Raw genomic sequence first — 24,311 nt, forward strand, 5'->3', positions numbered from 1 at the left:
TCAGGCCCCGCCGGTCGCAGCCAGTTCCTGCCACAACCCGGGGAAATCGGGCATGGTCTTCGCCGTGGTGCCGATGTCTTCGATCCGGACCCCGTCCACGGCCAAGCCGATCACCGCACCGGCGGTGGCCATGCGATGGTCCTCATAGCTGTGGAAGAGTCCTCCCCGGTCGACGGGTCGGCGGATCAGTATCCCGTCGGCGAGTTCCTCGGCCTCACCGCCGAGGGCCTTGATCTCGGTGACCAGGGCGGCCAGCCGGTCCGTTTCGTGCCCCCGGAGGTGCCCGATGCCCGTCAGGCGGCTTTCAGAACCCGCCAGGGCAGCCAGCGCTGCCACCGTGGGGGCCAGTTCCGAGGCGTCGGCCAGCTCGATGCCGTCGATGGTTCCGTGGCCGTTGACCGTGAGTACCCCGCCCTCATATGAAGTCGTGGCCCCCATCCGGGTGAGGATCTCCGGCCAACGGGCACCGACCTGGGTGGTTTCGGCGGGCCAATCCGGCACCCGGACCGTGCCCCCGGCGGCCAATGCGGCGGCGAGGAAGGGGCCGGCATTGGAAAGGTCGCGTTCGATGGCGACGTCGAAGGCCTCCACGGTCCCGGGGTGGACGAGCCACTGGTTGGGGGCGGGCTCATCGATCCGGATCCCGACCTCGCGCAGCGTGGCGATCGTCATGTGGATATGGTCCAGGCTCGGCACCGAATCGCCGTCGTGCTCGATCCGCAGGCCGTGCTGGAAGAAGGCCCCGACGAGCAGCCAGGCGGAAATGAATTGCGAGGAACCGCTGGAATCGACCCGTAGATCCCCTCCGGCCACCACACCCGTGGCCTCGAGCGTGAAGGGCAGCATGCCGGGGTCCTCGTCCACGACCTGCAGACCCAGATCCTTCAAGGCGGTGACCACGGGGGCCATGGGACGGACCCGGGCGGCCGGGTCGCCGTCGAAGAACACGGTGGCATCGAGCAGGGCGGCCAACGGCGGGACGAACCTCATGACCGTCCCGGCCAGGCCGCAGTCGACGGTGAGCGCACCACGGGCCACCGTGCGGTCGATGGGGGTGATGAGCAGATCCTGCCCGGCCCCGTCGTGGCTGCGGCGTTCCTCGATCCCTGCACCCAGGACCCGAAGGGCCTGGATCATCAGGTCGGAATCGCGGGAACGCAACGGCTTGCGCAATCGCGAGGGGCCATCCGCCAGGGCGGCCAACAACAGGTATCGGTTGGTCAACGACTTCGACGCCGGGACCTGCACGGTGGCATCGATCCGGCCATGCGCCCGCGGGGCCGGCCAGTCGGTGGTGGACTCGGGGGTGATGGTGTTGCTGCTCATGACGTGTGCTCTAGCGGCCGACCACGTCTTCTGCGGCCTTGCGGGCATCCTGGGCCCCGTCACGCACCGTCTTGGAAAGTTCCTTATTGGCCTTGGCCAGCTGCCTGCGGGCATCCTTGCCGAGGTGGCGGGCACGCCAGGCCATCGACGGGGCACCATCGGTGTCCACGCTGGCCAGCAGGACGCCTCCGGCGAGGGAAAGATTCTTGACCCGGCTGGACGTCAACAGCTTGGACTCGCCGGCGTTGTCGTTGAAACCGGTGACGGCGGAGGAACCGACCAGGACGAAGGCCGAGAAACGCGGGAACTTGCCCAGGGCCAGCATCAGCCCCGACAGGACCTGGGCTGCGCCGATGCAGCGGGCGGCCAGGGCCGGCTTCGCGGCAACCGATTCCAGTTGGGGGAACACCGAGGCGGCACGACGCAGATTCGGGCGCAACCGCTCACCACTCTCCTCGGGCTTGCGGACGCGGTCCAGACCGGTCAACACGAAGCTGGAAGCCAGCAGGGGACGGGCAATCAGGCGAGCCAGGGACATCGATTCCTCCAAGGAGTCGGGAGTGCGTTCACATGCTTGTCCTAGTCTCGCACTTTTTCGGTTCGGACGGTGCCCCGATCACCGTCGGAAGGGAATAGGCAGCCAAATCGTGCTGTTGTGAAGTACAAGAGGCCGGTGGCAGAGAACCACCGCAACCGCGATGGCGGCTTAATGAGACTTCGAAAGGGGGTGCTGCCGAGCATGCCGACATTGACTTGCGCCGAACGAGTGGCCCAGCCAACGCCCAGTCGTCCGGCTCCCGGTCTAGACTGGGCCGTGATGAGCACTTCACAGCAAGGGACCGAAGCCGTCCCCGAGGGTCGCGAGACCGAAGCGCAGCAGCGCGCACGGTTCGAGCGGGATGCCCTGCAATATGTCGACCAGCTCTATTCGGCGGCGATGCGCATGGCGCGTAATCCCGCCGATGCCGAGGACCTGGTCCAGGAGGCCTACACCAAGGCCTATTCGGCGTTCCACCAGTACAAACCAGGCACCAATCTGAAGGCCTGGCTGTACCGGATCCTGACGAACACCTATATCAACCTCTATCGCAAGCGCCAGCGCGAACCGTTGCGTTCCAGCACCGATACGGTCGAGGACTGGCAAATGGCGAAGGCCGCGCAGCACACGTCCACCGGACTGCGCTCGGCCGAGGCGGAAGCGTTGGACCACTTGCCGGATTCCGACGTGAAGCAGGCGCTGCAGTCGATTCCCGAGGAGTTCCGTCTGGCCGTGTACTTCACGGATGTGGAGGGCTACGCCTATAAGGAAGTGGCCGAGATCCTCGGCATTCCGATCGGTACCGTCATGTCGCGGTTGCACCGGGGGCGCAAGCAACTCAGGGAACTACTCGCCGACTACGCCGCCACCAGGGGACTGGGCACGGCGCAGAAGGAGACGGACCGCCCGGCGGCGGCCGGACAAGGGAGGAAATGATGGGCGACTGCCAATCGTTGGGCGACTGCGGAGACGAACGGATCGCCCGTCTGTACGAATACCTCGACGGTGCACTGTCGGTGGATGACCTCAAGGACGTCCGCGAACACCTCGAGGGGTGTGAGGAATGCACCCACGAATACGACCTTGAATGCATCATCCGGTCGGTCGTGAAGCGCAGCTGCCAGGAAGTGGCACCGAATACGCTCAAGACCCGGATCATGAGCCGGATCAGCGAGCTGCGGGTGGAGACCCGGCACGACTGACCCACAACACAAAGGAGCCCACATCCTGAAGGATGTGGGCTCTTCGCTGTTCACCTGGTTTAGGTGTTCGGACGCTTACCGTGGTTCGCGCCCTTCTTGGCGCGGCCGCGGCGCTTACGTGCACGCTTGCTCATAGCTGCCTCCTGCTCTTCTCGGGGATTCTAGCTGCCCTCCATCTTGTCACACCCGGGGACCCGGTCCTATTCACCGGCACCCGGACGGAGCTACGCCCCGGTCGGTTCCGCGAGATCCAACCAGCTGTACCAGCCACGGTGGAGGACCAGCCAGGCAATGAGACCGTGGCCTGCCTGTCCCGGCAGGCCCCCGTTGGCGGCCAGGTCGTTGCGCCACTGTTCGTGGTTCTGCAACGGCGTGAAGGTGTCGACGTACGCGTGGTGGCGGCGGGAGGCGACATCGGCATAGGCAGCCGACAAATCGGCCAACCGGGCGTTGCGCTCCTGATCGAGGGAGGGGATCGGGCCCACGACCATGGCCTTGATGCTCATCTGTGACGCGGCATCAAGGATGTTGGCCAGATTCAGCCTGCTGCGGGCGGTGGAAAGCCCGAGGTCGAGGTCGAAATCGGACAGGGCCACCACCAGACGGTTGTCGCAGCCCTCGCCGAAACGCCGGCCAGCCTCCTGCAACCACCGTTCGGCCAGTGCCTCGGTGCCCTCGTCCGGGGAAGCCAGCGTGTAGCTCTGGAGTCGGAAGTCATCACCCGTGGTGCGGGCCAGGACCCGACCATACCAACCCAGTGACCGCGGGTCACCGTGTCCGGCGAGGATCTCGTTGCCGATGGCGGCGATGCGAATGGTTCGTTGTTCCACGAAAGACCTTTCTGCGCGGTACGCCCACCATGACGGGGGGCCTGCTACACCGAAGGGCGGGACGTACGGTCCCGCCCTTCGGCTGATGCGTTCGTTCGTCCGTCGGCTACTTCCCGAAGGAGTGCTGCAGGAGTTCGGCCAGCTCCACCTCGTGGCGCTTATGCGAACCGGTCGACGTGGCCGCCGACGCCGTACGTGAGACCAACTCCACCGGACGGTCCAGCTCCGGGGCCAGGTTCAAGCCGATGAACGGCCAGGGACCCTGGTTCGCCGGCTCGTCCTGGGTCCAGTAGAGCTTGGCGTTGGGGTACTTGGCCAGTTCGGCATTGATCTGCCCGACCGGCAGCGGGTAGAGCTGCTCGATGCGGATGATCGCCGTCTTCTCGTCGCCGGCCTTCTTGCGGGCCGATTCCAGATCGTAGTACAGCCGACCGGAGACCATCAGCACCCGCTCGACCTCCTGGCCCTTCAGGTCCAGGACATCGGGGATGACCTCCTGGAACCCGCCCTGGGTGAAGTCCTCCACCGAGCAGGCGGCGGCCTTCAGGCGCAGCAGCTGCTTCGGGGTGAAGATGATCAGTGGCTTGCGCGGACGGGTGTACGCCTGGCGCCGCAGCAGGTGGAAGTGGTTGGCGCCGTTGGACGGGTTGGCCACGATCAGGTTCTCTTCGGCGCACATCAGCAGGAAGCGCTCGATGCGTGCCGAGGAGTGGTCGGGGCCCTGCCCCTCGTAGCCGTGCGGCAACATGAGCACGAGCGAGGACCGCTGGCCCCACTTCTGCTCGGCGGAGGAGATGAACTCGTCGATGATGGTCTGGGCGCCGTTGACGAAGTCGCCGAACTGCGCTTCCCACAACACCAGGGCATCCGGGCGTTCGACCGAGTAGCCGTATTCGAAGCCCATCGCGGCGAATTCGCTCAGCAGCGAATCGTAGAACCAGATCTTGGACTGGTCCTCGGAGAGGCTGCGCAGCGGCATCCACTCGTCGCCGGTCTTGCGGTCGTGGAAGACCGAGTGGCGCTGGACGAAGGTGCCACGGCGTGAATCCTGGCCGGACAGACGCACCGGGATGCCTTCCATGGACAGGGCGCCGAAGGCGGCGATCTCGGCGAAGCCCCAATCGATCCCGCCTTCGCGGGACATCGTGTCCCGACGCTCCAGCAGGGCCTTGAGCTTGGGGTGGATGGTGAAGCCCTCGGGGATCTTCAGGTGGGCCGCACCCACTGCCGCGAGCGCCTCGGCGGAGATGGCCGTCTTGACCGGGCTCGTGGACGGGGCGTCCTCGAGCTGCGAGGTCGGCAGCTCCAGGTCGTTGACCGAGGCGTCGCTGGAGTTCACGACCGGGATCGGGGAGGTCTGGGCTTCATGTGTTTCCGTGAAGACCCGTTCCAGCCGGCCCTGGTAGTCGCGCAGCGCCTGATCGGCCTCGTCCTGGGTGATGTCGTTACGTCCGACCAGCGCCTCGGTGTAGAGCTTGCGGGTCGAGCGCTTGTTTTCGATGAGGTTGTACATCATCGGCTGCGTCATCGACGGGTCGTCGCCCTCGTTGTGGCCACGGCGGCGGTAGCAAACGAGGTCGATGACCACGTCCTTGTTGAACTTCTGCCGGTACTTGAACGCCAGCTGGGCGACCCGGACCACTGCCTCGGGATCGTCCCCGTTGACGTGGAAGACCGGCGCCTGGATGATCTTGGCGGCATCGGTGGAGTAGACCGAGGAACGCGAGGCAGTCGGGGAGGTGGTGAAACCGACCTGGTTGTTGACCACCACGTGGATGGTTCCGCCGGTGCGGTACCCGCGCAGCTGGGACAGGTTCAGGGTCTCGGAGACCACGCCCTGCCCGGCGAAGGCGGCATCGCCGTGGATGAGGATCGGCAGGACGCTGAAGCCGGTGGATTCGGTGCCGTGGTCCAGACGGTCCTGCTTGGCCCGCACGATGCCCTCGAGCACCGGGTCGACGGCTTCCAGGTGCGAGGGGTTCGCCGCCAGGTAGACGCGGGTCTCGTTGCCGTTGTCGGAGGTGAACTTGCCTTCGGTGCCCAGGTGGTATTTCACGTCACCGGACCCCTGGACGGAGCGGGGATCCTGCGTTCCCTCGAATTCGCGGAAGACCTGCGCGTAGGTCTTGCCGGCGATGTTGGTCAACACGTTGAGGCGACCACGGTGGGCCATGCCGATGCCCACTTCGTCCATGCCCTGGTCCGCGGCGTCGGACATGATGCCATCGAGCAGCGGAATCAGGGATTCGCCGCCTTCGAGCGAGAAGCGCTTCTGGCCGACGAACTTGGTCTGCAGGAACGTCTCGAAGGCCTCGGCGGCATTGAGGCGGCCCATGATGCGGAACTGCTCGTCGCGGCTGGGCTTGGTGTATTCATGCTCCATCTCGTCCTGGAACCACTTGCGTTCCTCGGGATTCTGGATGTGCATGTATTCGATGCCGGTGGTGCGGCAGTAGGAGTCGCGCAGCACGCCGAGGATCTTGCGTAGGGTCAGGCGGTCGGCGCCGCCGAAACCACCGGTGACCCATTCGCGTTCCAGATCCCATAGCGTCAGGCCGTAGGTGCGGATGTCCAGGTCGGGGTGGCGGCGCTGGACGTACTCCAGCGGGTTGATGTCCGCCATCAGGTGCCCGCGGACGCGGTAGGCGTGGATGAGCTGCTGGATGCGGGCGATCTTATTGACCTGGAGATCGACGTCGACCTGGTTGTCCACGACCCAGCGCACCGGCTCGTAGGGGATGCGCAGGGCTTCGAAGATCTCGTCGTAGAAGCCTTGCTCACCGAGCAGCAGCGATTCGACCAGCCGCAGGAACTCGCCGGAGCCTGCGCCTTGGATGACGCGGTGGTCATAGGTCGAGGTCAGGGTGATGACCTTGCCGATGCCCTGCATCGCCACGGTCTTTTCGCTGGCGCCACGGAATTCCGCGGGGTATTCCAGGGCGCCGACACCGACGATGGTGGCCATGCCCTTGGAGAGGCGGGGCACGGAGTGGACGGTGCCGATGCCGCCGGGGTTGGTCAGCGAGACCGTGGTCCCGGCATAGTCGTCGGCGGTCAGCTTATTGCCGCGCGCCCGCTGGATCAGGTCCTCGTAGGTGTTCCAGAACTCCGAGAAGTTCAGGGTCTCGGCCTTCTTGATGTTCGGGACCGCGAGCATCCGGGAGCCGTCGGGCTTGGGGATGTCGATGGCGATGCCGAAACCCACGTGGGCCGGCTGCACCGAGGAGGGCTTGCCGTCCACCTCGCGGTAGCTCACGTTCTGCGAGGGGAAGAGCTTCAGGGCGCGGATGACGGCGAAGCCGATGATGTGGGTGAAGGAGACCTTGCCACCACGGGCCCGGGCCAGGTGGCTGTTGATGACGATGCGGTTGTCGATGAGGGCCTTGGCCGGCACGGCACGCACGGTGGTGGCCGTCGGGACCTCGAGGGAGGCCTCCATGTTCTTGGCGATGGCCTTGGCCGGTCCACGCAGCGGCTTCACGACGTCTTCTTCGGGCTGCTGCTCCCCGGCGCTGGACTTGGGCAGTTCGGCGGGGATCGGGGAGGCCTTCGGGGCGGGATCCGCGGGTTTGGCCTTCGGGGTCTCGGGGGTGTCCTTGGGCGTGTCACCGGAGGTGGTGGCCGTGGAGGGGGCGTCCGCCCCGGTCTTCTGCTCCGCGGGGGCCTCGGTCACCCGGGCCGAGGAAGCAGCCCGGGGGCTGGGGGAGGAGCCGGTCTTGGCCGGGGCCTTCTGGGCGGGGGCGGAGTCCTGGGCGGCGGGGCGTCCCGAGGAATCAAACGAATCGAAAATGCTCCACCACTTTTTGTCCACGGAGTTCCTGTCCCGCAGATACTGCTGGTAGAGCTCCTCGACGAGCCACTCGTTCCCGCCGAACTCCTCGGTCAGTCGGTGGTGTGGTTGATCTGGCACGATTACGCCTCTTCTCCCTGATTGCCTCGTCGCTGGTCCCGATCGTGTCCGGGCCGGTCCTCCGGCTTTGCCTTGGACCTCTGGCCAGTCTAATGACTTTCCGCGCGGCGTTGCCAATCAGACGCGGCCTGTCCTGAATGGATGTGTTCCCCGTCATGACGGGCGTCGGTGCCCCGACGGACGGGCCACGGGCCAGGACACCGCTCCCGGCGGAGGTGTCCTCGCGGGCGTGGGTGCGATTCTGTAGACTGGAACCCTTATGGACAGCCACTCAGTGTGCCGGCCTGTCGCGTCCACGCGCAGCGCCGGCTCAAACCGTCTCAGCATGCCCAGCTCATCGGCCGGCTCATCGGAGCCTTCCAGACCGGGTTCCCCCGAACCGATGAAACCCACCTACCGCGCATCCCGCCGTCGTGCCGTGATGCCCGTGCGGGGAACGACGGCGGTGAGCACGTAGGTGGAATGGATCTTCCTGGCGCTCGGCCTGCTCCTGATCGCCGGGACCGGGTTCTTCGTCGCCGTTGAATTCTCCCTCGTCGCCTTGGACCAGAGCACGGTGCAGCGCTCGGTGGCCGACGGCGAACGCGGTGCGGAACCGCTCATGCGTTGCCTGAAGTCACTGTCCACGCAACTCTCGTCCTGCCAACTGGGGATCACGCTGACCACGTTGCTGACCGGCTTCGTGATGGAACCCTCGGTCGGGCGGCTGCTGACCCCGGTCCTGGAGGCCGCGGGGCTCGGTGCGGGCGCCGCCCCGGTATCCCTGGTGGTCGCCATGATCTTCGCCACCGTGCTTTCCATGCTGGTCGGGGAACTGATCCCCAAGAACCTGGCCATTGCCCGCGCCCTGGGCATCGGCCGGGCCATTGCCCGGCCCCAGCTGGTGTTCACCACCGTCTTCAAGCCAGCCATCGTGGTGCTCAACGGCTTCTCCAACAAGGTCCTGCACACCGTGGGGCTGGAGGCGAAGGAGGAGATCTCCGGGGCCCGCAGCCCGGCGGAACTGAATTCGCTGGTCCGCCGCTCGGCCGAAATGGGCACCTTGGACGGCGACACCGCCCGATTCCTCTCCCGCACCCTGCGCTTCTCGGAACGCTCGGCCGCCGACGTGATGACCCCGCGCATCCGCATGGAGACCGTCGAACTGGACGAACCGCTGGAGGACGTCATCGAAACGGCCCGCCGCACCGGCTATTCACGGTTCCCGGTGATCGGCGATTCCGCCGACGACGTCGAAGGGGTCTGCCACGTGAAGAAGGCCGTCGCGGTGCCGCGGCATAAGCGGGCGGGCCTGGTGGCGGCGACCGTCATGGAGGAGATCATGTCGGTCCCCAAGACCGTGCACCTGGATTCGCTGATCGCCGATCTGCGCGAGGCCAACCAACAGGTGGCCATGGTGTTGGACGAATACGGCGGAACCGCCGGCATGGTCACCCTGGAGGACCTGGTCGAGGAGATCGTCGGCGAAGTCACCGATGAACACGACAGGACCCAACCGGGGGTGCTGGTTTCGGCCACGGGCCGCTGGCATTTCCCCGCCCTGTTGCGTCCGGACGAACTCGGGGACCAGGTCCCCGGGCTGAAGATCCCCGACGACCCCGCCTATGAAACCGTCGGCGGCTACGTCATGGCCATGCTCGGACGGATCCCCGCCGTCGGCGATTTCGTCGATACCGGCAACGGGGAGCTGTTCGTGGAGGCGATGGACGGCCGCCGGGTGGACCGGCTGAGCTTCGAGGCCTCCGAGGACGAGGACCAGGAAGGGGGGCAGGAGCAGTGAATCCCTGGCTTGGAATCATGTGGCTCATCATCCTGCTGCTGGGCAATGCCTTCTTCGTGGCCTCCGAATTCGCGGTCATGACCGCCCGGCGCAGCCAGATCGAACCCTTGCTCGACAACGGGGTGAAGCGGGCCCGTTCGGCACTGTTCGCCATGGAACACGTCTCCTTGATGCTGGCGGTCTGCCAATTGGGCATCACCGTCTGCTCGTTGCTGATCCTCAACGTCGCCGAACCGGCGATCCACCATCTGTTTGCCGGGCCGCTGGAGGCGCTGGGCGTGCCGGTCCCGGTGGCCGATACCACCGCGTTCGTGATCGCCTTGCTCATCGTGACCTTCCTGCACGTCACGTTCGGGGAGATGGTGCCCAAGAACATCTCGGTCTCCGTGGCGGATCGGGCCGTGCTGCTGCTGGCACCGCCGCTGATCTTCCTGTCCCGGATCCTGCACCCGGTCGTCTACTCGTTGAACTGGCTGGCCAACCATGCGCTGAAATTGATGCGGGTCGAGCCTCAGGACGAAGTGACCAGTTCCTTCACCCTCGAAGAGGTCCACTCCATCGTCCAGGAATCGACCCGGTCCGGCCTGGTCGAGGACGGCAGCGGGATCATCCATGGGGCCCTGGAGTTCTCCGATTACACCGCCGAGACCTCGATGGTTCCGCTGCACGAGGTCGTCACCCTGTCCCAGGAGACGACGCCGGCCCAATTCGAAAAGGCCGTCGGACGGACGGGATTCTCCCGGTTCGTGATCACCGACGCCCAGGAGAACCTCGCCGGGTACCTGCACCTGAAGGACGTCATGTCCATCCCGCAGTCCCGCTACGACCAGCCGATCCCGGTCACCCGCCTGCGCAACCTGGCCAATCTGGGCGCCGAGGTCGAGGTCGAGGATGCGCTGGGGGTCATGCAGCGCACCGGATCCCACCTGGCCCGGGTCAACGATGCCGCCGGCAACACGCTGGGGATCCTGTTCCTCGAGGACGTCCTGGAGCAGCTGGTCGGGGAGATCAACGATTCAAACGAACGCCGCGGGATCCGTCGCTTCAACCAACAAGCCGATAATGAAAATGAGTCTCATTTGGGTTAGGGTTGGATGCGTGCCGTGACACCGCCGACGGGCGGCGCGGCTCCCCTCCGCCAGCCACCCCCACCCTCCAGGAAGGCCGCCCGTGCCACCGAACAGCCAGCCCGATACGACACCGGCGGTGACCTTGCGGGGCGCCGGCCTGGACTTCGGCCCGCGGAGGCTCTTCAGCGGGCTGGACCTGGAGGTCCAGCCGGGGGAGTTCCTGGCCGTGCTCGGGCCCAACGGGGCCGGTAAATCCACCCTGCTCAAGGTGCTGCTGGGGCTGCAGGAACTGAGTACCGGCAGCGTGGAGATCAGCGGACGCCCGGTCACCCGGGGCTCGCGCACCATCGGCAGCATCCCCCAGCAACGCGGGTTTCCCCCCGATACGGCCTTGCGTGCCCGGGATCTGGTGGCCCTGGGCGTGGACGGGCACCGCTGGGGCCCACGGATCTTCCACCGCCGGGAGATCAACGCCCGGGTCGATGAGCTCCTCGAGCGGGTCGGGGCGACCGCCTATGCCGACCGTCCCGTGGGGCTGCTCTCCGGAGGGGAGCAGCAGCGCTTGCGTGCCGCCCAGGCCTTGGCCGGGAACCCCGAACTCCTGCTGTGCGATGAACCGCTGCTGTCGCTGGATCTGAACCACCAGCAGGCGGTGTCCGCCCTGATCCACCGGCAGGCCTGCGACCAGGGCAGCGCCGTCGTCTTCGTCACCCACGAGATCAACCCGATCCTGCAATATGTGGACCGGGTGCTCTATCTGGCCGGCGGGCGGTTCCACGTCGGCACCCCGGAAGAGGTCATGCGCTCCGAGGTCCTCTCCGAGTTGTACTCCAGCCCGATCGAGGTCTTCCGCAGCAACGGACGCATCGTGGTGGTCGGGATGCCCGAAACCCTGAGCCACCACCATCCCTCCGACGCCGAACCGGCGTCGACGACCAGCAGGGACGGGGGCCGGGCATGAACGCGCACGACATCTGGCAGACGATCTTCAGCTTCGAGAACTATGCCGAACTGCTGCCCCTGGTTTCCAACTCGATCATTGCCGGGGCGATCCTGGGCCTGGTCGGCGGACTCGTGGGCGTCTTCGTGATGACCCGGGACATGGCCTTCGCCGTCCACGGGATCGCCGAACTGTCCTTCGCCGGGGCCGCCTTCGCCCTGCTCATCGGGGCCAATGTGGTGGCCGGCTCCCTGGTGGGCAGCATCGCGGCGTCCCTGGTGCTCGGGCTCATGGGCGCCAACGCGCGGGACCGCAACTCCATCATCGGGATCCTCATGCCCTTCGGGCTGGGGTTGGGCATCCTGTTCCTGTCCCTCTACGAGGGGCGCAGCGCCAATAAGTTCGGCTTGCTCACCGGCCAGATCGTCGCCGTGGACTCCGTCCAGCTGGGGGTCCTGGCGGTGTGCTCGGTCGTGGTGATCGTGGGCCTGCTGATCATCTGGCGTCCATTGATGTTCGTCAGTGTCGATCCCTCGGTCGCCGCTGCCCGGGGGATCCCCGCCGGCCGGCTCTCGGTGGTGTTCATGCTGTTACTCGGACTCGCGGTGGCCCTGTCCATCCAGGTCGTCGGGGCCCTGCTGGTGCTCAGCCTGCTGATCACCCCGGCCGCCGCCGCGATCCGCGTGACCGCGCGCCCGGGCCTGACGGTGGCGCTGAGCATCGTGTTCGCGATGACCAGCGTGGTCGGGGGCATCATGCTCGCCCTGGCCGGACGCTTGCCGATCAGCCCCTACGTGACCACCATTTCCTTCGCGATCTACGTGGTGTGCCGGGTCATCGACTGGCGCCGTTCACGGGTGCGGCGGATCCAGGAAGCGGCACCGCAACTCGCAGCCTAGGCGCCGTCGGCTCCCTGCCGGTTGAGCGTGCACTCGGGGCAGTAGCCGTAGATCTCCACGGTGTGGGAGGCCTCCGTGAAACCGTGCTCGGCGGCGACCCGGGCCGCCCAGGTCTCCACGGCGGGAGCCTGGACCTCGACCCCCTTGCCGCAGGTCCGGCAGACCAGGTGATGGTGGTGGGTCTCGGCCTCGCAGCGGCGGTAGGCGGCCTCGCCCTCGCCGGATCGTACGACGTCGAGCAGCCCGTCCTCGGCCATGGACTGCAGGATCCGGTAGACGGTGGCCAACGAGACCTTATCGCCCTGGTCCTGAAGCAGACGGTGGAGTTCCTGGGCGGAGACGAAGTCCTCCAACCGGCCCATGGCGGCCTCGACGGCGAGCCGCTGCTTGGTGACACGCTGTTCCCGCCCGCGCTTGGGGACGATCTTCTCCGACATGCGTTGCTGTGCTCCTGGAGTCTTGCTTCGGGCCCGACGTGAGGGGTCCTGGGTCGACCGGACGGGCCGCGGACGACTGGAAGAAACAGCTTATCAGCGCGGCGGCGGCGAACTAGGGTGGGGGCATGAAGCTCATCAAACACGGACATGCCTGCATCCGCCTGGAAAAGGGATCACGCGTCATGGTCATCGACCCCGGAACATTCACCGACGTGCCGGCGGCCCTGGCCGGTGCCGAAGCCATCCTGGTGACCCACGAGCACGCCGACCATCTCGACGCGGCGGCCGTCCTGCCGATCGTGGACCGCACCGCAGGGGTGCATGTCTACGCCCCGCGGGAGGTGGTCGATCAACTGCTGGCCCACCCGGCACTCGGGGCGGCGGGGGACAGGATCCACGTGCTGGCCCCCGACGACGTCCGGCAGATCGCCGGGTTCGACGTCCGGGTCTTCGGCGGCCAGCATGCGCTGATCCACCCGCAGATCCCCGTGGTCGCCAATCTGGGGTACCTCGTCGACGGGAACCTGTACCACCCGGGAGACTCGTTCATCGTCCCGAACGGGGTCACGGTGCAGACCCTGCTGGTGCCGCTGCATGCCCCGTGGTCGAAGCTGGCCGAGGTCGTGGACTTCGTGGTGTCGGTCCGGCCGGCCCATGCCTACCCGATCCACGACGGGCTGCTCAACGAGACCGGGCTGGGGATGATGACCGGGCATGTCACCCGGTTCGGGGCCCGGTACGGCACCGAATTCGAGTACCTGCAGGTCGGGGAGTCCCGCGAGGCCTGAGCGGCCGGGCCCCGGAGCGGCTAGGGCAGGGTCAGGATCCGGGCTCCGTCCTCGGTGATCGCAATCGTGTGTTCGGTATGGGCGGTCCGGCACCCCGTTGCGCTGCGCAACGTCCAGCCATCGGCGTCGGTCACGAGCTGTGAGGTATCTGCCATGACCCACGGCTCCAGAGCGAGCAGCAAGCCGGGCCGGAGCCTGTAGCCCCGGCCGGGGCGCCCGGTATTGGGGACATGCGGGTCCTGGTGCATGGTCGAGCCGATGCCGTGGCCCCCGAATTCGACGTTGATCTGGTATCCGGCCCGGTCCAGAACGGTGCCGATGGCATGGGAGACATCGCCGAGGCGGACCCCGGGGCCTGCCGCGGCAATGCCGGCGGCCAGGGCCGCCTCGGTGGCATCGATCATCGCGACGCTTTCGGCGGGGCGTGAAGAACCCACCACGAAGCTGATGGCCGCATCCGCTGCCACCCCGTCCAGGATGAGGGCCAGATCCAGTGTCAGCAGGTCCCCGTCGGCCAGGGCGTAGTCGTGGGGCAGGCCGTGGAGGACCGCATCGTTGACCGCGGTGCAGATGTAGTGGCCGAAGGGTCCGCGTCCGAAGGACGGCGCATAGTCGACATAGCAGGACCGGGCCCCGGCCTCGGTGATCATCTGCCGGGTCCACCGGTCGATGTCCAGCAGGTTCGTCCCCACGGTGGTCCGGCGTTTCATGGTCTGCAGGATCCTGGCGACCAGGGCGCCGCTGGTCCGGGCCCGGGTTAGCTGGCTGTGGTTCAGGATTTCGATCATGCGGCACTTCTTCCGACTCAGGAGGGTGGGCCAAGAACCAGCCCGGGTCATTCTACGCCGGGATCCTACGGTTCCACCCAGTCGCCGCCGGCGAGGAAGGCCTCGATGACCCCTTCATAGGGGGTGGTGTCGATGCCCGCGCGGTGAAGCCATCCGGGGTCGTAATGTGATCCGGCATAGCGTTCGGCGCCGTCGCAGATCAGTGAGACGACCGATCCTTGCTGTCCGGCGGCCCGCATCCGCGCCACCAGACGCCAGATCTGCCACATGTTCGTTCCCGTGGACGGTCCGGCGTGCAGCCCCGCCCATCCGGAGAGATGGCGCATTGCGGCCACCGAGGCGCCGTCGGGCACGGTCTGGACCAGATCGATCACCGAGGGCACGAAGCTGGGTTCGGGCGACGGCCGGCCGATGCCCTCGATCCGGCTCGGGGTCCCGGTCACAGCCGCCGGGTCACCGCCGTCGTTCCAGGCTTGCCAGGCCGGCAGGAAGGCCGAGCCCTCGGGGTCGCCGACGGCCAACCGGCTCTGATGCTGGTGGTAGCGGATGTAGCGGCCCAAAGTGGCGCTGGTGCCCCCCGTCCCGGCCCCGGCCACGACCCAGGCGGGCACCGGATGCGGTTCGAGTTCGAGCTGGGAGAAGATCGATTCGGCGATGTTGTTGTTCCCGCGCCAGTCGGTGGCCCGTTCGGCGTAGGTGAACTGGTCCATGTAGTGTCCACCGGTTTCGGCAGCCAATCGGCGTGCCTCGGCGTCGACCGCCGAGGCCTCTTCGATCAGGTGGCAGGTCCCGCCCAGCTCACGGATCAGGTCGATCTTCTGCTCCGACGTCGTTGCGGCGACCACGGCCACGAAGGGCAAGCCCAACAGCCGGGCGAAATACGCCTCGGAGACCGCGGTGCTCCCGCTGGAGGATTCCACGATGGTGGTCCGCTCGGTGATCCATCCGTTGACCAGCCCGTAGAGGAACAAGGACTTCGCCAGGCGGTGCTTCAACGAGCCCGAGCGGTGGGTGGACTCGTCCTTCAGGTAGAGCTCGATGCCCCAAACCACCGGCAGGCCGATCCGGTGCAGGTGCGTATCCGCCGAGCGGGCGGTATCGGCTTCCAGGGCCAGGACGGCCTGGTTGACCCAAGCCCGTCCGGCAGGCGGCGGTAGTGTTGGCAGCATCGTTGAATCCACCCGTCCAGCCTACCCGGGCCCGCTTCGGCGGCCGCCCCGGAGCCGGCGGCGGGGCATGAGGGAGGAAGTTCCGACATGGACGTCTTGATCACCACCGAGGCCCTGGCCGCCCGGATCGCCGCCGGGCAGCGCACCGTCATCCTGGATGTCCGGTGGGCGTTGGGTTCGACCACGGGGGAGGAGGACCACCTGGCCGGGCATATCCCGGGGGCCGTGTATGTGGACCTGGAGACCGAGCTGGCGGCCCCTGCCCGCCCGCAAGCCGGTCGCCACCCCCTGCCTGAACCCGCAGCCTTCGCCGCCGCCACCTCCCGCTGGGGGATCGACCCCGGCGATACCGTGGTGGTCTACGACGCCGTGGGCGGGCTGTCGGCGGCGCGGGCCTGGTGGCTGCTGCGGGACGCCGGACTGGCCGAGGTGTTCCTGCTCGACGGCGGATGGGCCGCCTGGCCGGCGGCCGGCGGGGAGGTCGCCACCGGGCCGGTCACCCCGCTACCGGGACGCTGGGTCCCGCACCCCGGGTCGCTGCCGGTCCTGGATGCCGACGGCGCGGCGGCCTTCCCCTCCACCGGGGTCCTGCTCGACGCCCGGGCCGGTGAACGCTTCCGCGGGGAAACCGAACCGGTGGACCCACGCCCCGGGCACATCCCCGGGGCCCTGAACGCCCCCACCGCAGCGAACCTGGACGCGGACAGCAGATTCTTGTCGGCGGAAGCCCTGCGGGAGAAGTTCGCCGCCCTGGGCCCGGCAGCAGGAGGCCCACCGGTAGCCGTCTACTGCGGCTCCGGGGTCACCGCCGCCCACGAGATCGCCGCCCTGGCGATCGCCGGGATCGACGCGGCCCTGTATCCGGGCTCGTATTCGCAGTTTTCCTCCGACCCCGCCCGGGAGGTGGCCACCGGCCCCACCGGCTGACTGGCCCGGGGCCGAGCAGGCCAAGTAGATTCGTGACCACTACCGAAGAGAGGGACACCATGAGCACGCTGTTCAGCAAGATCATCAACGGGGAGTTGCCGGGACGATTCGTCTGGAAGGATCCCGACGTCGTCGCGTTCCTGTCGATCGGACCGATCACCGACGGTCACACCCTGGTGGTGCCGCGCCAGGAGGTCGACGACTGGACCGATATCGAACCCGAGCTGCTCAATAAGCTCAACGCGGTCGCCCGGGTCGTGGGGCGGGCCCAGAAGCGGGCCTTCGGCTCCGAACGAGCCGGCCTGATGGTCGCCGGCTTCGAGGTCCCCCATCTGCACGTGCACGTCTGGCCGACGAACTCGCTGGCCGACTTCGACCTCTCCCGGGCCGATACCGACCCGAAGGAAGCCCACCTGGACGACAATGCCGAACGACTGCGCACCGCACTGCGCGAGGACGGGCATACCGATATGGTGCCGAACCAGTAATCCCGGCCCGCAGTCCCGCCGTCGTCCCTGCCGCGGGGACGACGGCGGGGACGGGCCTTTCGGACCGGCCGGTTAGCTGGTGGTGGCCTGGCGCAAGGCGGTCCGCACCCGCTTCTCCGAGACCGAATAGGCGGTGCCCAGTTCCTGGGCGAACATGCTCACCCGCAACTCCTCGAGCATCCACTTGATCCGGGCCAGGGGCGCGGGGATCCGTGCCCCGGCAGGCACCGCGGCCCGGGCGGCATCGTATTCATCCTCCAACGCCTGGATCGCCAGCATCGCCTGGTGGTCCCGCGCCACGTTCCCGGCCTCCAACTTATCCAGACGCTTGCCGATCGCCTCCAGATAGCGGGGCAGCTGGGAGAGGTGGGCGTAGCCGGTCCCGGCGACGAAGCCCGGGTAGACCAGGTTCTCCACCTGGCTGCGGATATCGGCCAGCGCGTTCACCAGTGCCAGCGAGGAGGCCTTGGAGACCCGTTGGTCCACGCGGCGGGCCCCGGAGAGGACGCGTTCGACGATGGCGGTGACCTTGAAGACCGTGTCGATCAGCTCGGCCCGCACCGACTCGAACAGGGCATCGAACTCCGCCTTGCTGAAGGGCAGTTCCTCAGGGACCAGCCGGTCCAGGGCCGCCAGCGTGCAGTCGGCGATCAGCTTCTCCACCGAACCGTGGGGGTTCTGCGTGAAGACCAGCTTCTCCTGGTTGTTCAGGTGCTCCAATACGTACTTGGCCGGGGAGGGGACCTGAAGCAGCAGCAGCCGGATCACCCCGCCCCGATGGGCCGTGAGCTGTTCATCCTCGTTGCGGAACACCGTCAGCGACACCGTGTCCCCGGTATCGAGCAGACCGGGGAATGCGGTGACTTCCGCCCCCGCCACCGTGGTGCTGACCCGGCGCTCGATCCGGGCCCCGTCGCCGAGCCCTTCGGGCCAGGCGGTCAGCCCGGTCTGCTCCAGCGTCGGCGTCGGACGCTCCCGCGTGGTGGTGCCCGCCCGGCCCCGTCCGGGCCGGGGCGAGGTCCGGGCCCCACCGGTTCCGGCTCCGGAACCGCCCGAGGATTCCTTGCCGTGGCGTTGTTCGGCCTCGCGGGCCGCCGCCAGCAGGGCAGGCCCCGCGCTTCCCAACGAATCGGCCAGGGCCTGGCGGTTCTGCGTCGCCAGGGTTCGTTGCAGGGTGGGCAGGTCGGTGGATTCATCCAGGATCCGGGCCCTGGCATCCACGACCTGGAAAGTGGCCAACAGGTGCCCGGGGATCTTGGACCAGTCCCAGGATCCCGGCGGGATCACCACCCCGCGCATCCGACGCAACACCAGTTCCAGGGAGGGTTCGAGGTCATCGGTCGTGGGGTCGAAATCGGCATTCAGTGCGGTCACCGCCTGCCGGGCCACGTCGGGGGCCGGGACGAAGTTCTTGCGGATGGCCTTGGGCAGGGACTTGATCAAGGCGGTGACCAGTTCTTCGCGGAGACCGGGGATGAGCCAGCGGAAACGTTCGGGGTCCAGCTGGTTCAGGAACAACACGGGCACCCGCACGGTCAACCCGTCGGATTCACCGGCCGACGCGGCCGGGTTGAACTCGTAGGACAGCTCCAGTTCAAGGTCCCCGTGCTGCAGGGTCCGGGGGAAGTCCTCCTGGTTCAGTTCGTCCGCGTCGGCGTTGAAGAGTTCCTCCGGGTCGAAGTCCAGCAGGGTGGGCTCCTCCGCCCGCGCCTTCTTCCACCACCGGTCGAAGTGGCGTTCGGAGACGACGCCGGAACCGACCCGCTGATCGTAGAAATCGAAGAGGTCCTCGTCCGTGGCACCCAGATCACGCCGACGCATCCTGGTTTCGAGTTCGTCGATATCGGCCAGCAGGCGCCGGTTGCGTTGGAAGAACTTATGGTGGGTCTTCCAATCGCCTTCCACCAGGGCGTGCTGGATGAACAGCTCCCGGGCCACGACCGGATCGACGCGCCCATATTGGATGCGGCGCTGGGGGATGACGGTCAGACCGTAGAGGGTGGCCTTCTCGTAGCCCATGACCGAACCCATCTTCCGGGACCAGTGGGGTTCTGAATGCGAATACTTCAACAGGTGCTTGCCGACCTCCTCCACCCAGAGGGGATCGAAGCGGGCGTTGACCCGGGCCCAGAGCCTGCTGGTCTCCACCAGTTCGGCGGACATCACCCATTCGGGGTTCTTCTTGAACAAGGCCGAGCCGGGGAAGATGGAGAACCGGGTGCCGCGGGCGCCGGAATATTCGCGTTTGCGCTCATCCCAGGCACCGATGTGTCCGAGTAGGCCGGCCAGCAGGCTGGTGTGGATCTCCCGTTCCAGCCCTGCCGGGTCCACCGGCCCCGTCGACAGGGTGATGCCCAATGGTTTGGAGAGCTGGCGGAGCTGGGCGAAGAGGTCCTGCCATTCGCGCACCCGCATGTAGTTGATGAATTCCTTCTTGCAGAGCCTGCGGAACGCCGAGGAGGAGAGCTCCTTCTGCTTCTCCTGCAGGTAGGCGTAGAGGTTCAGGAACCCCGAGAAGTCCGAGGTCGAGTCGTCGAAGCGGCGGTGCAGGCCGATGGCATTGGCTCGTTGACCGGTGTCTTCGGAGGGGCGTTCGCGGGGGTCGCGGATGGTCAGGGCGGCGGCCAGGATCATGACCTCCTTGGCGCAGCCGCGCCGGCCTGCCTCCACGATCATCCGGCCCAACCGGACGTCGACGGGGAGCTGGCTGAGCTGCCGCCCGATCCTGGTGACCTTTGCCGAGGCCCCCTCCCCGACAGCGCCCAGTTCGCGCAAGAGTGAGACGCCGTCGTTCACGGCCTTGGAATCCGGGGGCTGGACGAAGTCGAAACCCGCGACGTCGCGGGGGGACTCCACGACCCCCATGGCGGACATCTGCAGGATCACCGCCGCCAGGTTGGTGCGCAGGATCTCAGGGTCGGTGAATTCGGGACGGGCCTCGAAGTCCTCCTGGGAGTAGAGCCGGATGGCGATGCCGTCGGAGACGCGGCCACAACGACCCGACCGCTGGTTCGCGCTGGCCTGGGAGACCCGTTCGATGGGCAGGCGCTGGACCTTCGTGCGGTGCGAATACCTTGAGATCCGGGCGGTCCCGGTATCGATGACGTATTTGATGCCCGGGACCGTCAGTGAAGTTTCGGCGACATTGGTCGCCAGTACCAGACGAGGGTTGGACCCCGGGTGGAAGACCTTGTGCTGTTCCTCCAGGGACAACCGGGCGAAGAGCGGCAGCACCTCGGTGCCTCTCAGCCGGGGGTTGGTCCGCACCCGGGCGCGTAGGGCCTCGGCGGCATCGCGGATCTCGCGCTCGCCGGAAAAGAAGATCAGGACGTCGCCCGGGGCTTCGGCCGCCAATTCGTCCACGGCATCGCAGACCGCGTCCAGCGGGTCCCGATCCTCGTCCGTGTCGTAGTCGTCGTCGTCCTCGCGCCCTTCGGCGGGATTCAGCGGACGGTAGCGCAGCTCCACCGGGAACGTGCGCCCGGAGACCTCGATGATGGGGGCCGGAACGATCTCCTCTCCGCCCTCGGAGGCGGGGGAGCCGAAGTGCGTGGCGAATTTCTCCGGGTCGATCGTCGCCGAGGTGATGATGACCTTCAGATCGGGACGCTTGGGCAGCAGCCGTTTGAGGTAGCCGAGCAGGAAGTCGATGTTCAGGCTGCGTTCGTGGGCCTCATCGATGATGATGGCGTTGTATTTACGCAGCAGCCGGTCATGCTGGATCTCCGCCAGCAGGATGCCATCGGTCATGACCTTGACCTGGGTGGACGCCGACACGTGTCCGGTGAACCTGACCTGGAAGCCGATCTCCGCCCCGAGCTCGACCCCGGTCTCCTCGGCGATGCGTTCGGCCACCGTACGGGCGGCCAGCCGGCGGGGTTGGGTGTGGCCGATCATCCCGCCCTCGCCCAAGCCCAGTTCCAACAGCATCTTGGGAAGCTGGGTGGTTTTGCCGGAGCCGGTTTCGCCGGCGATGACGACGATCTGGTGGTCGCGGATGGCTTCCATGATGTCGTCGCGGCGGGCGCTGACCGGAAGGGACTCGGGATAGGTGATCTTTACAGCCATGGTTGAACCAGTCTAAGGGGGTCCGCTCGACGACGGCGCCCAGCGGCCGTCCGATGCGCTTCCGGAAGTGGTCGGGAGGCCAAGTACGGAATGATACCGAAATGTGGCATGGGACACGTTTTGTCTTCAATGGGCCTCGAGGCGCACAAGGGCGTCCATGGGCCCCTGAGTCATATGGACAATGTGAGTTGATTCACAGGTAGTATCGAGGTGTCTTTAGGCACGAGGTGGTCAAAAGATTGTCGAATCACTCGCAGTGGGGGACGGGATCCGGTGGCAGCAAAGGTGATGTTGACCGGAAATCAACTCGTGACCCGTGAAAGGAAAACACCATGAACGTTTCTCGCGTCGGCAAGCTTGCCGCAGGCCTGATGGCCACCGCATTGCTCGCCACCGCTTGCGGATCCTCGGGAGGGTCCGGGGAGTCCAGCGGATCCGCGGATGCGACCGAGCCCGTGAAGATCGGCATCTCGCAGTACGTGTCCCATCCGTCCTTGGATGCGGTGACCGAGGGCTTCAAGAAGGGGATGAAGGACGCCGGCTATACCGGGGACAAGATCAGCTACGATCTGCAGAACGCTCAGGCGGATGCCTCGACGAACACGGCGATCATGAACCAGTTCTCGCAGGACAACCTGGATCTGGTCCTCGCCGTCGCCACGCCGGCGGCCCAGGCGGCCGCCCAGGCGATCACTGATGCCCCGGTCCTCTTCTCGGCGGTGACCGACCCGGTGGAAGCCAAACTGGTCAAGAGCGTTGAGGAACCCGGCGGAAACGTCACCGGCACCTCGGATAAGAACCCGGTGAAGGAGCAGATGGAACTGCTCAAGGAACTGGCCCCTGACGCCAAGTCCGTCGGGATCGTCTACTCCTCCGGCGAGGTCAACTCCACCGTCCAGGTGAAGTGGGCCAAGGAAGCCGCGGCCGATCTCGACCTGGAGATCAAGGAAGCGGCCATCTCCGCCTCCTCCGAGGTCCAGCAGGCAGCCGAGTCGCTGAAGGTCGATGCCTACTACGTGCCCACCGACAACGCCGTCGTCTCCGCGTTGGAAGGTTTGTTGCAGACCGCGCAGTCCAAGAAGGTCCCCGTCATCGCCGCCGACGGCGAGTCGGTCAAGCGTGGCGCCACGGCCACCTACGGCATCAACTACGAGAAGCTCGGCGTCCAGACCGCCGACATGGCGGTGAAGATCCTCAAGGACGGGGAGAAGCCGGCCGATATGCCCGTGGAGACCTTGACCGATGTCGAACTGTATGTGAACACCGCCGCCGCGAAGAAGGCCGGAGTGGAGATCCCGCAGGACATGATCGACAAGGCCGCCGAGGTCTACAAGAAGTAGCCCGCGCCGATCTTCCGGATCACGGTGCCCGGCCGCCCTCCAGCGGCCGGGCACCCCGCATTCTTCCCTCTCTACCCAAGGATCTCTTCATGCTTACTGCGGTTGAACTGGGCCTGATCTACGCGATCATGGCGCTGGGGGTCTATCTGACCTTCCGCATCCTCGACTTCCCCGACCTGACGGTTGATGGAAGCTTCACCACCGGCGCCGCCGTCGCCTCCATCACCATCGTCAACGGCATGCCGGCACTTTTGGCCACCGGGCTGGCCCTGCTGGCCGGCGCGGCAGCCGGTGTCGTGACCGGTCTGCTGCATACCAAGGGCAAGATCAACGGCCTGCTGGCCGGCATCCTGACCATGATCGCCCTGTATTCGGTGAATTTGCGCATCATGGGCAAAGCCAACGTCCCGCTGCTGGGGGAGGACACCCTGATCTCCCCGCTGCGGGAGGCCCAGCTCACCGGTGGCGTCGTATCCATCCTGATCTTCTTCGTGGTGGCCCTGGTGCTGAAGTTCGTCCTGGACTGGTTCCTGCACACCGACACCGGTCTGGCCATGCAGGCGACCGGTGACAACGAACAGATGATCCGCAGCCTGGGCGTCAGCACCGACAACCAGAAGATCCTCGGGCTGGCCATTTCCAACGCCCTGGTGGGCCTGTGCGGCGCGATGGTCGCCCAGTACCAGGGCTTCGCCGATGTGGGTATGGGTATCGGCCTGATCCTGATCGGTCTGGCCTCGGTCATCATCGGCCAGGCGATCTTCGGGACCCGGAACATCTTCATCGCCACGCTGGCCGTCATCTTCGGTGCCGTCCTCTACCGCGTCTTCATCCAACTGGCCCTGGACGCCGGTCTCGAGCCGAATGACATGAAGCTGATCTCCGCGATCCTCGTGGTCCTCGCGCTCGTTCTGCCGCAGTGGAAGGGCTTCAATAAGTTCGGTCGCCGGATGCGCACCATCAACAACGCCGCGGAGAAGCAGAAGGAGACGGTGTCCTAGCATGCTGGAAGTCAACAACCTGTCCAAGACGTTCTTCGCCGGGACGGTCAACGAGCGCAAGGCGCTACGCAACATCAACCTCCAATTGACCGAAGGCGAATTCGTCACCGTGATCGGCTCCAATGGTGCCGGGAAATCCACTGTCCTGAACATGGTCGGGGGCAAGCTCCAGCCCGACGTCGGCAACGTGAAGATCGCCGGCAAGGACGTCACCAAACTGGCGGACCATGCGCGGGCGAAATACATCGGCCGGGTCTTCCAGGACCCGATGGCCGGCACCGCGCCGAGCATGTCGATCGAAGAGAACATGTCCCTGGCCCTGAACCGCGGAAAATTCCGTGGGCTGGGCCTGGGGGTGACCAAACGACGGCGGGAGCAATTCGCCACTGAGCTCGAATCTCTGGAATTGGGCCTCGAACATCGGCTCAAGGCCAAGGTCGGGTTGCTCTCCGGTGGACAGCGGCAAGCACTTTCGCTGCTCATGGCCACGTTCAGTGGACCTCAGATCCTGTTGCTCGACGAGCACACCGCGGCACTGGACCCGCAACGGGCGGCCCTGGTGGCCCGGCTGACCGAGGAGATCGTCGAACGCCACGGACTCACCACGCTGATGGTCACCCACAACATGGAGCAGGCGCTGCGGTTGGGCACCCGGCTGGTGATGATGCACGACGGGGAGATCATCCTGGATCTCGATGCCGAGGCCAAATCGAAGATGACCGTTCCCGGGCTGCTCAAGGAATTCGAGAAGATCAAGGGCGCCCAGCTCGACGACCGCACCATGCTGCAGTAGGGCGGGGCACCACCAAA

21 protein-coding genes are annotated in these 24,311 nt (G+C 66.6%); 12 read left to right on the forward strand and 9 right to left on the reverse strand.

Going from position 1 to position 24,311, the window contains the following annotated elements:
• Both aroA and ACT3UE_RS09250 read right to left on the reverse strand, forming a co-directional pair.
• Window positions 1–1,326: a 3-phosphoshikimate 1-carboxyvinyltransferase gene (gene aroA / locus ACT3UE_RS09245; protein WP_444561841.1), complete on the reverse strand. Its 1,326-nt coding sequence runs from the start codon at window positions 1,324–1,326 to the stop codon at window positions 1–3.
• Between the two features lie 10 nt (window positions 1,327–1,336).
• Complete coding sequence (locus ACT3UE_RS09250) at window positions 1,337–1,864, reverse strand: DoxX family protein (protein ID WP_444555462.1); 528 nt, start codon at window positions 1,862–1,864, stop codon at window positions 1,337–1,339.
• Between the two features lie 279 nt (window positions 1,865–2,143).
• Between ACT3UE_RS09250 and ACT3UE_RS09255 the strand changes: the two genes are divergently transcribed.
• Window positions 2,144–2,800: a sigma-70 family RNA polymerase sigma factor gene (locus ACT3UE_RS09255; RefSeq protein WP_444555461.1), complete on the forward strand. Its 657-nt coding sequence runs from the start codon at window positions 2,144–2,146 to the stop codon at window positions 2,798–2,800.
• The gene (gene rsrA, locus ACT3UE_RS09260) at window positions 2,800–3,066 is read left to right on the forward strand and encodes a mycothiol system anti-sigma-R factor (RefSeq protein WP_444555460.1); all 267 of its coding nucleotides are present in this window, start codon (window positions 2,800–2,802) and stop codon (window positions 3,064–3,066) included. The genes ACT3UE_RS09255 and rsrA overlap by 1 nt, the downstream gene beginning before the upstream one ends.
• A 59-nt stretch (window positions 3,067–3,125) precedes the next feature.
• Here rsrA and ACT3UE_RS09265 read toward each other — a convergent pair whose 3' ends face one another.
• The 3 genes from ACT3UE_RS09265 to ACT3UE_RS09275 all read right to left on the reverse strand — a co-directional run bounded on the left by ACT3UE_RS09265 (window position 3,126) and on the right by ACT3UE_RS09275 (window position 7,806).
• Window positions 3,126–3,200, reverse strand: a complete 75-nt coding sequence (locus ACT3UE_RS09265) for a 50S ribosomal protein bL37 (protein WP_444555475.1) — start codon at window positions 3,198–3,200, stop codon at window positions 3,126–3,128.
• A 90-nt stretch (window positions 3,201–3,290) separates the two neighbouring features.
• On the reverse strand, window positions 3,291–3,896 hold the full coding sequence (locus ACT3UE_RS09270) for a GDSL-type esterase/lipase family protein (RefSeq protein WP_444555459.1): 606 nt from the start codon (window positions 3,894–3,896) through the stop codon (window positions 3,291–3,293).
• Window positions 3,897–4,002: 106 nt separating this feature from the next.
• Entirely contained in the window at window positions 4,003–7,806 is a 3,804-nt protein-coding gene (locus tag ACT3UE_RS09275) for a multifunctional oxoglutarate decarboxylase/oxoglutarate dehydrogenase thiamine pyrophosphate-binding subunit/dihydrolipoyllysine-residue succinyltransferase subunit (RefSeq protein ID WP_444555458.1), read from the reverse strand.
• 457 nt (window positions 7,807–8,263) lie between these two features.
• Between ACT3UE_RS09275 and ACT3UE_RS09280 the strand changes: the two genes are divergently transcribed.
• The 4 genes from ACT3UE_RS09280 (at window position 8,264) to ACT3UE_RS09295 (ending at window position 12,495) form a co-directional block, all read left to right on the forward strand.
• Window positions 8,264–9,586: a hemolysin family protein gene (locus ACT3UE_RS09280; RefSeq protein WP_444555457.1), complete on the forward strand. Its 1,323-nt coding sequence runs from the start codon at window positions 8,264–8,266 to the stop codon at window positions 9,584–9,586.
• Entirely contained in the window at window positions 9,583–10,674 is a 1,092-nt protein-coding gene (locus ACT3UE_RS09285; protein ID WP_444555456.1) for a hemolysin family protein, read from the forward strand. Before ACT3UE_RS09280 ends, ACT3UE_RS09285 begins: the two co-directional genes overlap by 4 nt.
• Window positions 10,675–10,756: 82 nt before the next feature.
• Window positions 10,757–11,617 carry a metal ABC transporter ATP-binding protein gene (locus ACT3UE_RS09290; RefSeq protein ID WP_444555455.1) on the forward strand — a complete coding sequence of 287 codons (861 nt, stop codon included), beginning with the start codon at window positions 10,757–10,759 and terminating at the stop codon, window positions 11,615–11,617.
• The gene (locus ACT3UE_RS09295) at window positions 11,614–12,495 is read left to right on the forward strand and encodes a metal ABC transporter permease (RefSeq protein WP_444555454.1); all 882 of its coding nucleotides are present in this window, start codon (window positions 11,614–11,616) and stop codon (window positions 12,493–12,495) included. Before ACT3UE_RS09290 ends, ACT3UE_RS09295 begins: the two co-directional genes overlap by 4 nt.
• Here ACT3UE_RS09295 and ACT3UE_RS09300 read toward each other — a convergent pair.
• Window positions 12,492–12,932 (reverse strand): Fur family transcriptional regulator, encoded by a 441-nt coding sequence (locus ACT3UE_RS09300; RefSeq protein ID WP_444555453.1) that lies wholly within the window; start codon window positions 12,930–12,932, stop codon window positions 12,492–12,494. The two genes, ACT3UE_RS09295 and ACT3UE_RS09300, sit on opposite strands and share 4 nt — an antisense overlap.
• 125 nt (window positions 12,933–13,057) lie before the next feature.
• Between ACT3UE_RS09300 and ACT3UE_RS09305 the strand changes: the two genes are divergently transcribed.
• Window positions 13,058–13,720 carry an MBL fold metallo-hydrolase gene (locus ACT3UE_RS09305; protein WP_444566605.1) on the forward strand — a complete coding sequence of 221 codons (663 nt, stop codon included), beginning with the start codon at window positions 13,058–13,060 and terminating at the stop codon, window positions 13,718–13,720.
• A 20-nt stretch (window positions 13,721–13,740) separates the two neighbouring features.
• Here the strand turns inward: ACT3UE_RS09305 and map are convergent, their stop codons facing one another.
• Entirely contained in the window at window positions 13,741–14,508 is a 768-nt protein-coding gene (gene map / locus ACT3UE_RS09310; RefSeq protein ID WP_444555451.1) for a type I methionyl aminopeptidase, read from the reverse strand.
• Window positions 14,509–14,573: 65 nt separating this feature from the next.
• On the reverse strand, window positions 14,574–15,677 hold the full coding sequence (locus ACT3UE_RS09315; protein ID WP_444555450.1) for a PLP-dependent cysteine synthase family protein: 1,104 nt from the start codon (window positions 15,675–15,677) through the stop codon (window positions 14,574–14,576).
• Window positions 15,678–15,764: 87 nt separating this feature from the next.
• On the opposite strand from ACT3UE_RS09315, the gene ACT3UE_RS09320 reads away from it, so the two are divergent.
• Both ACT3UE_RS09320 and ACT3UE_RS09325 read left to right on the forward strand, forming a co-directional pair.
• Window positions 15,765–16,604: a sulfurtransferase gene (locus tag ACT3UE_RS09320; RefSeq protein WP_444555449.1), complete on the forward strand. Its 840-nt coding sequence runs from the start codon at window positions 15,765–15,767 to the stop codon at window positions 16,602–16,604.
• Window positions 16,605–16,663: 59 nt separating this feature from the next.
• Window positions 16,664–17,092, forward strand: a complete 429-nt coding sequence (locus tag ACT3UE_RS09325; RefSeq protein ID WP_444555474.1) for an HIT family protein — start codon at window positions 16,664–16,666, stop codon at window positions 17,090–17,092.
• Between the two features lie 72 nt (window positions 17,093–17,164).
• Here the strand turns inward: ACT3UE_RS09325 and hrpA are convergent, their stop codons facing one another.
• The gene (gene hrpA, locus ACT3UE_RS09330) at window positions 17,165–21,160 is read right to left on the reverse strand and encodes an ATP-dependent RNA helicase HrpA (RefSeq protein ID WP_444561840.1); all 3,996 of its coding nucleotides are present in this window, start codon (window positions 21,158–21,160) and stop codon (window positions 17,165–17,167) included.
• Window positions 21,161–21,492: 332 nt separating this feature from the next.
• Here hrpA and ACT3UE_RS09335 point away from each other — a divergent pair, with 332 nt between their 5' ends.
• The 3 genes from ACT3UE_RS09335 (at window position 21,493) to ACT3UE_RS09345 (ending at window position 24,294) form a co-directional block, all read left to right on the forward strand.
• Entirely contained in the window at window positions 21,493–22,500 is a 1,008-nt protein-coding gene (locus ACT3UE_RS09335) for an ABC transporter substrate-binding protein (RefSeq protein ID WP_444555447.1), read from the forward strand.
• Window positions 22,501–22,589: 89 nt separating this feature from the next.
• Entirely contained in the window at window positions 22,590–23,501 is a 912-nt protein-coding gene (locus tag ACT3UE_RS09340; RefSeq protein WP_444555446.1) for an ABC transporter permease, read from the forward strand.
• Window position 23,502: 1 nt separating this feature from the next.
• Window positions 23,503–24,294, forward strand: a complete 792-nt coding sequence (locus ACT3UE_RS09345) for an ABC transporter ATP-binding protein (RefSeq protein ID WP_444555445.1) — start codon at window positions 23,503–23,505, stop codon at window positions 24,292–24,294.
• Window positions 24,295–24,311 lie beyond the last annotated feature (17 nt).

The organism is Arthrobacter sp. 179 (genome assembly GCF_052379645.1).
In the GTDB taxonomy this organism is placed as follows: domain Bacteria; phylum Actinomycetota; class Actinomycetes; order Actinomycetales; family Micrococcaceae; genus Arthrobacter_H.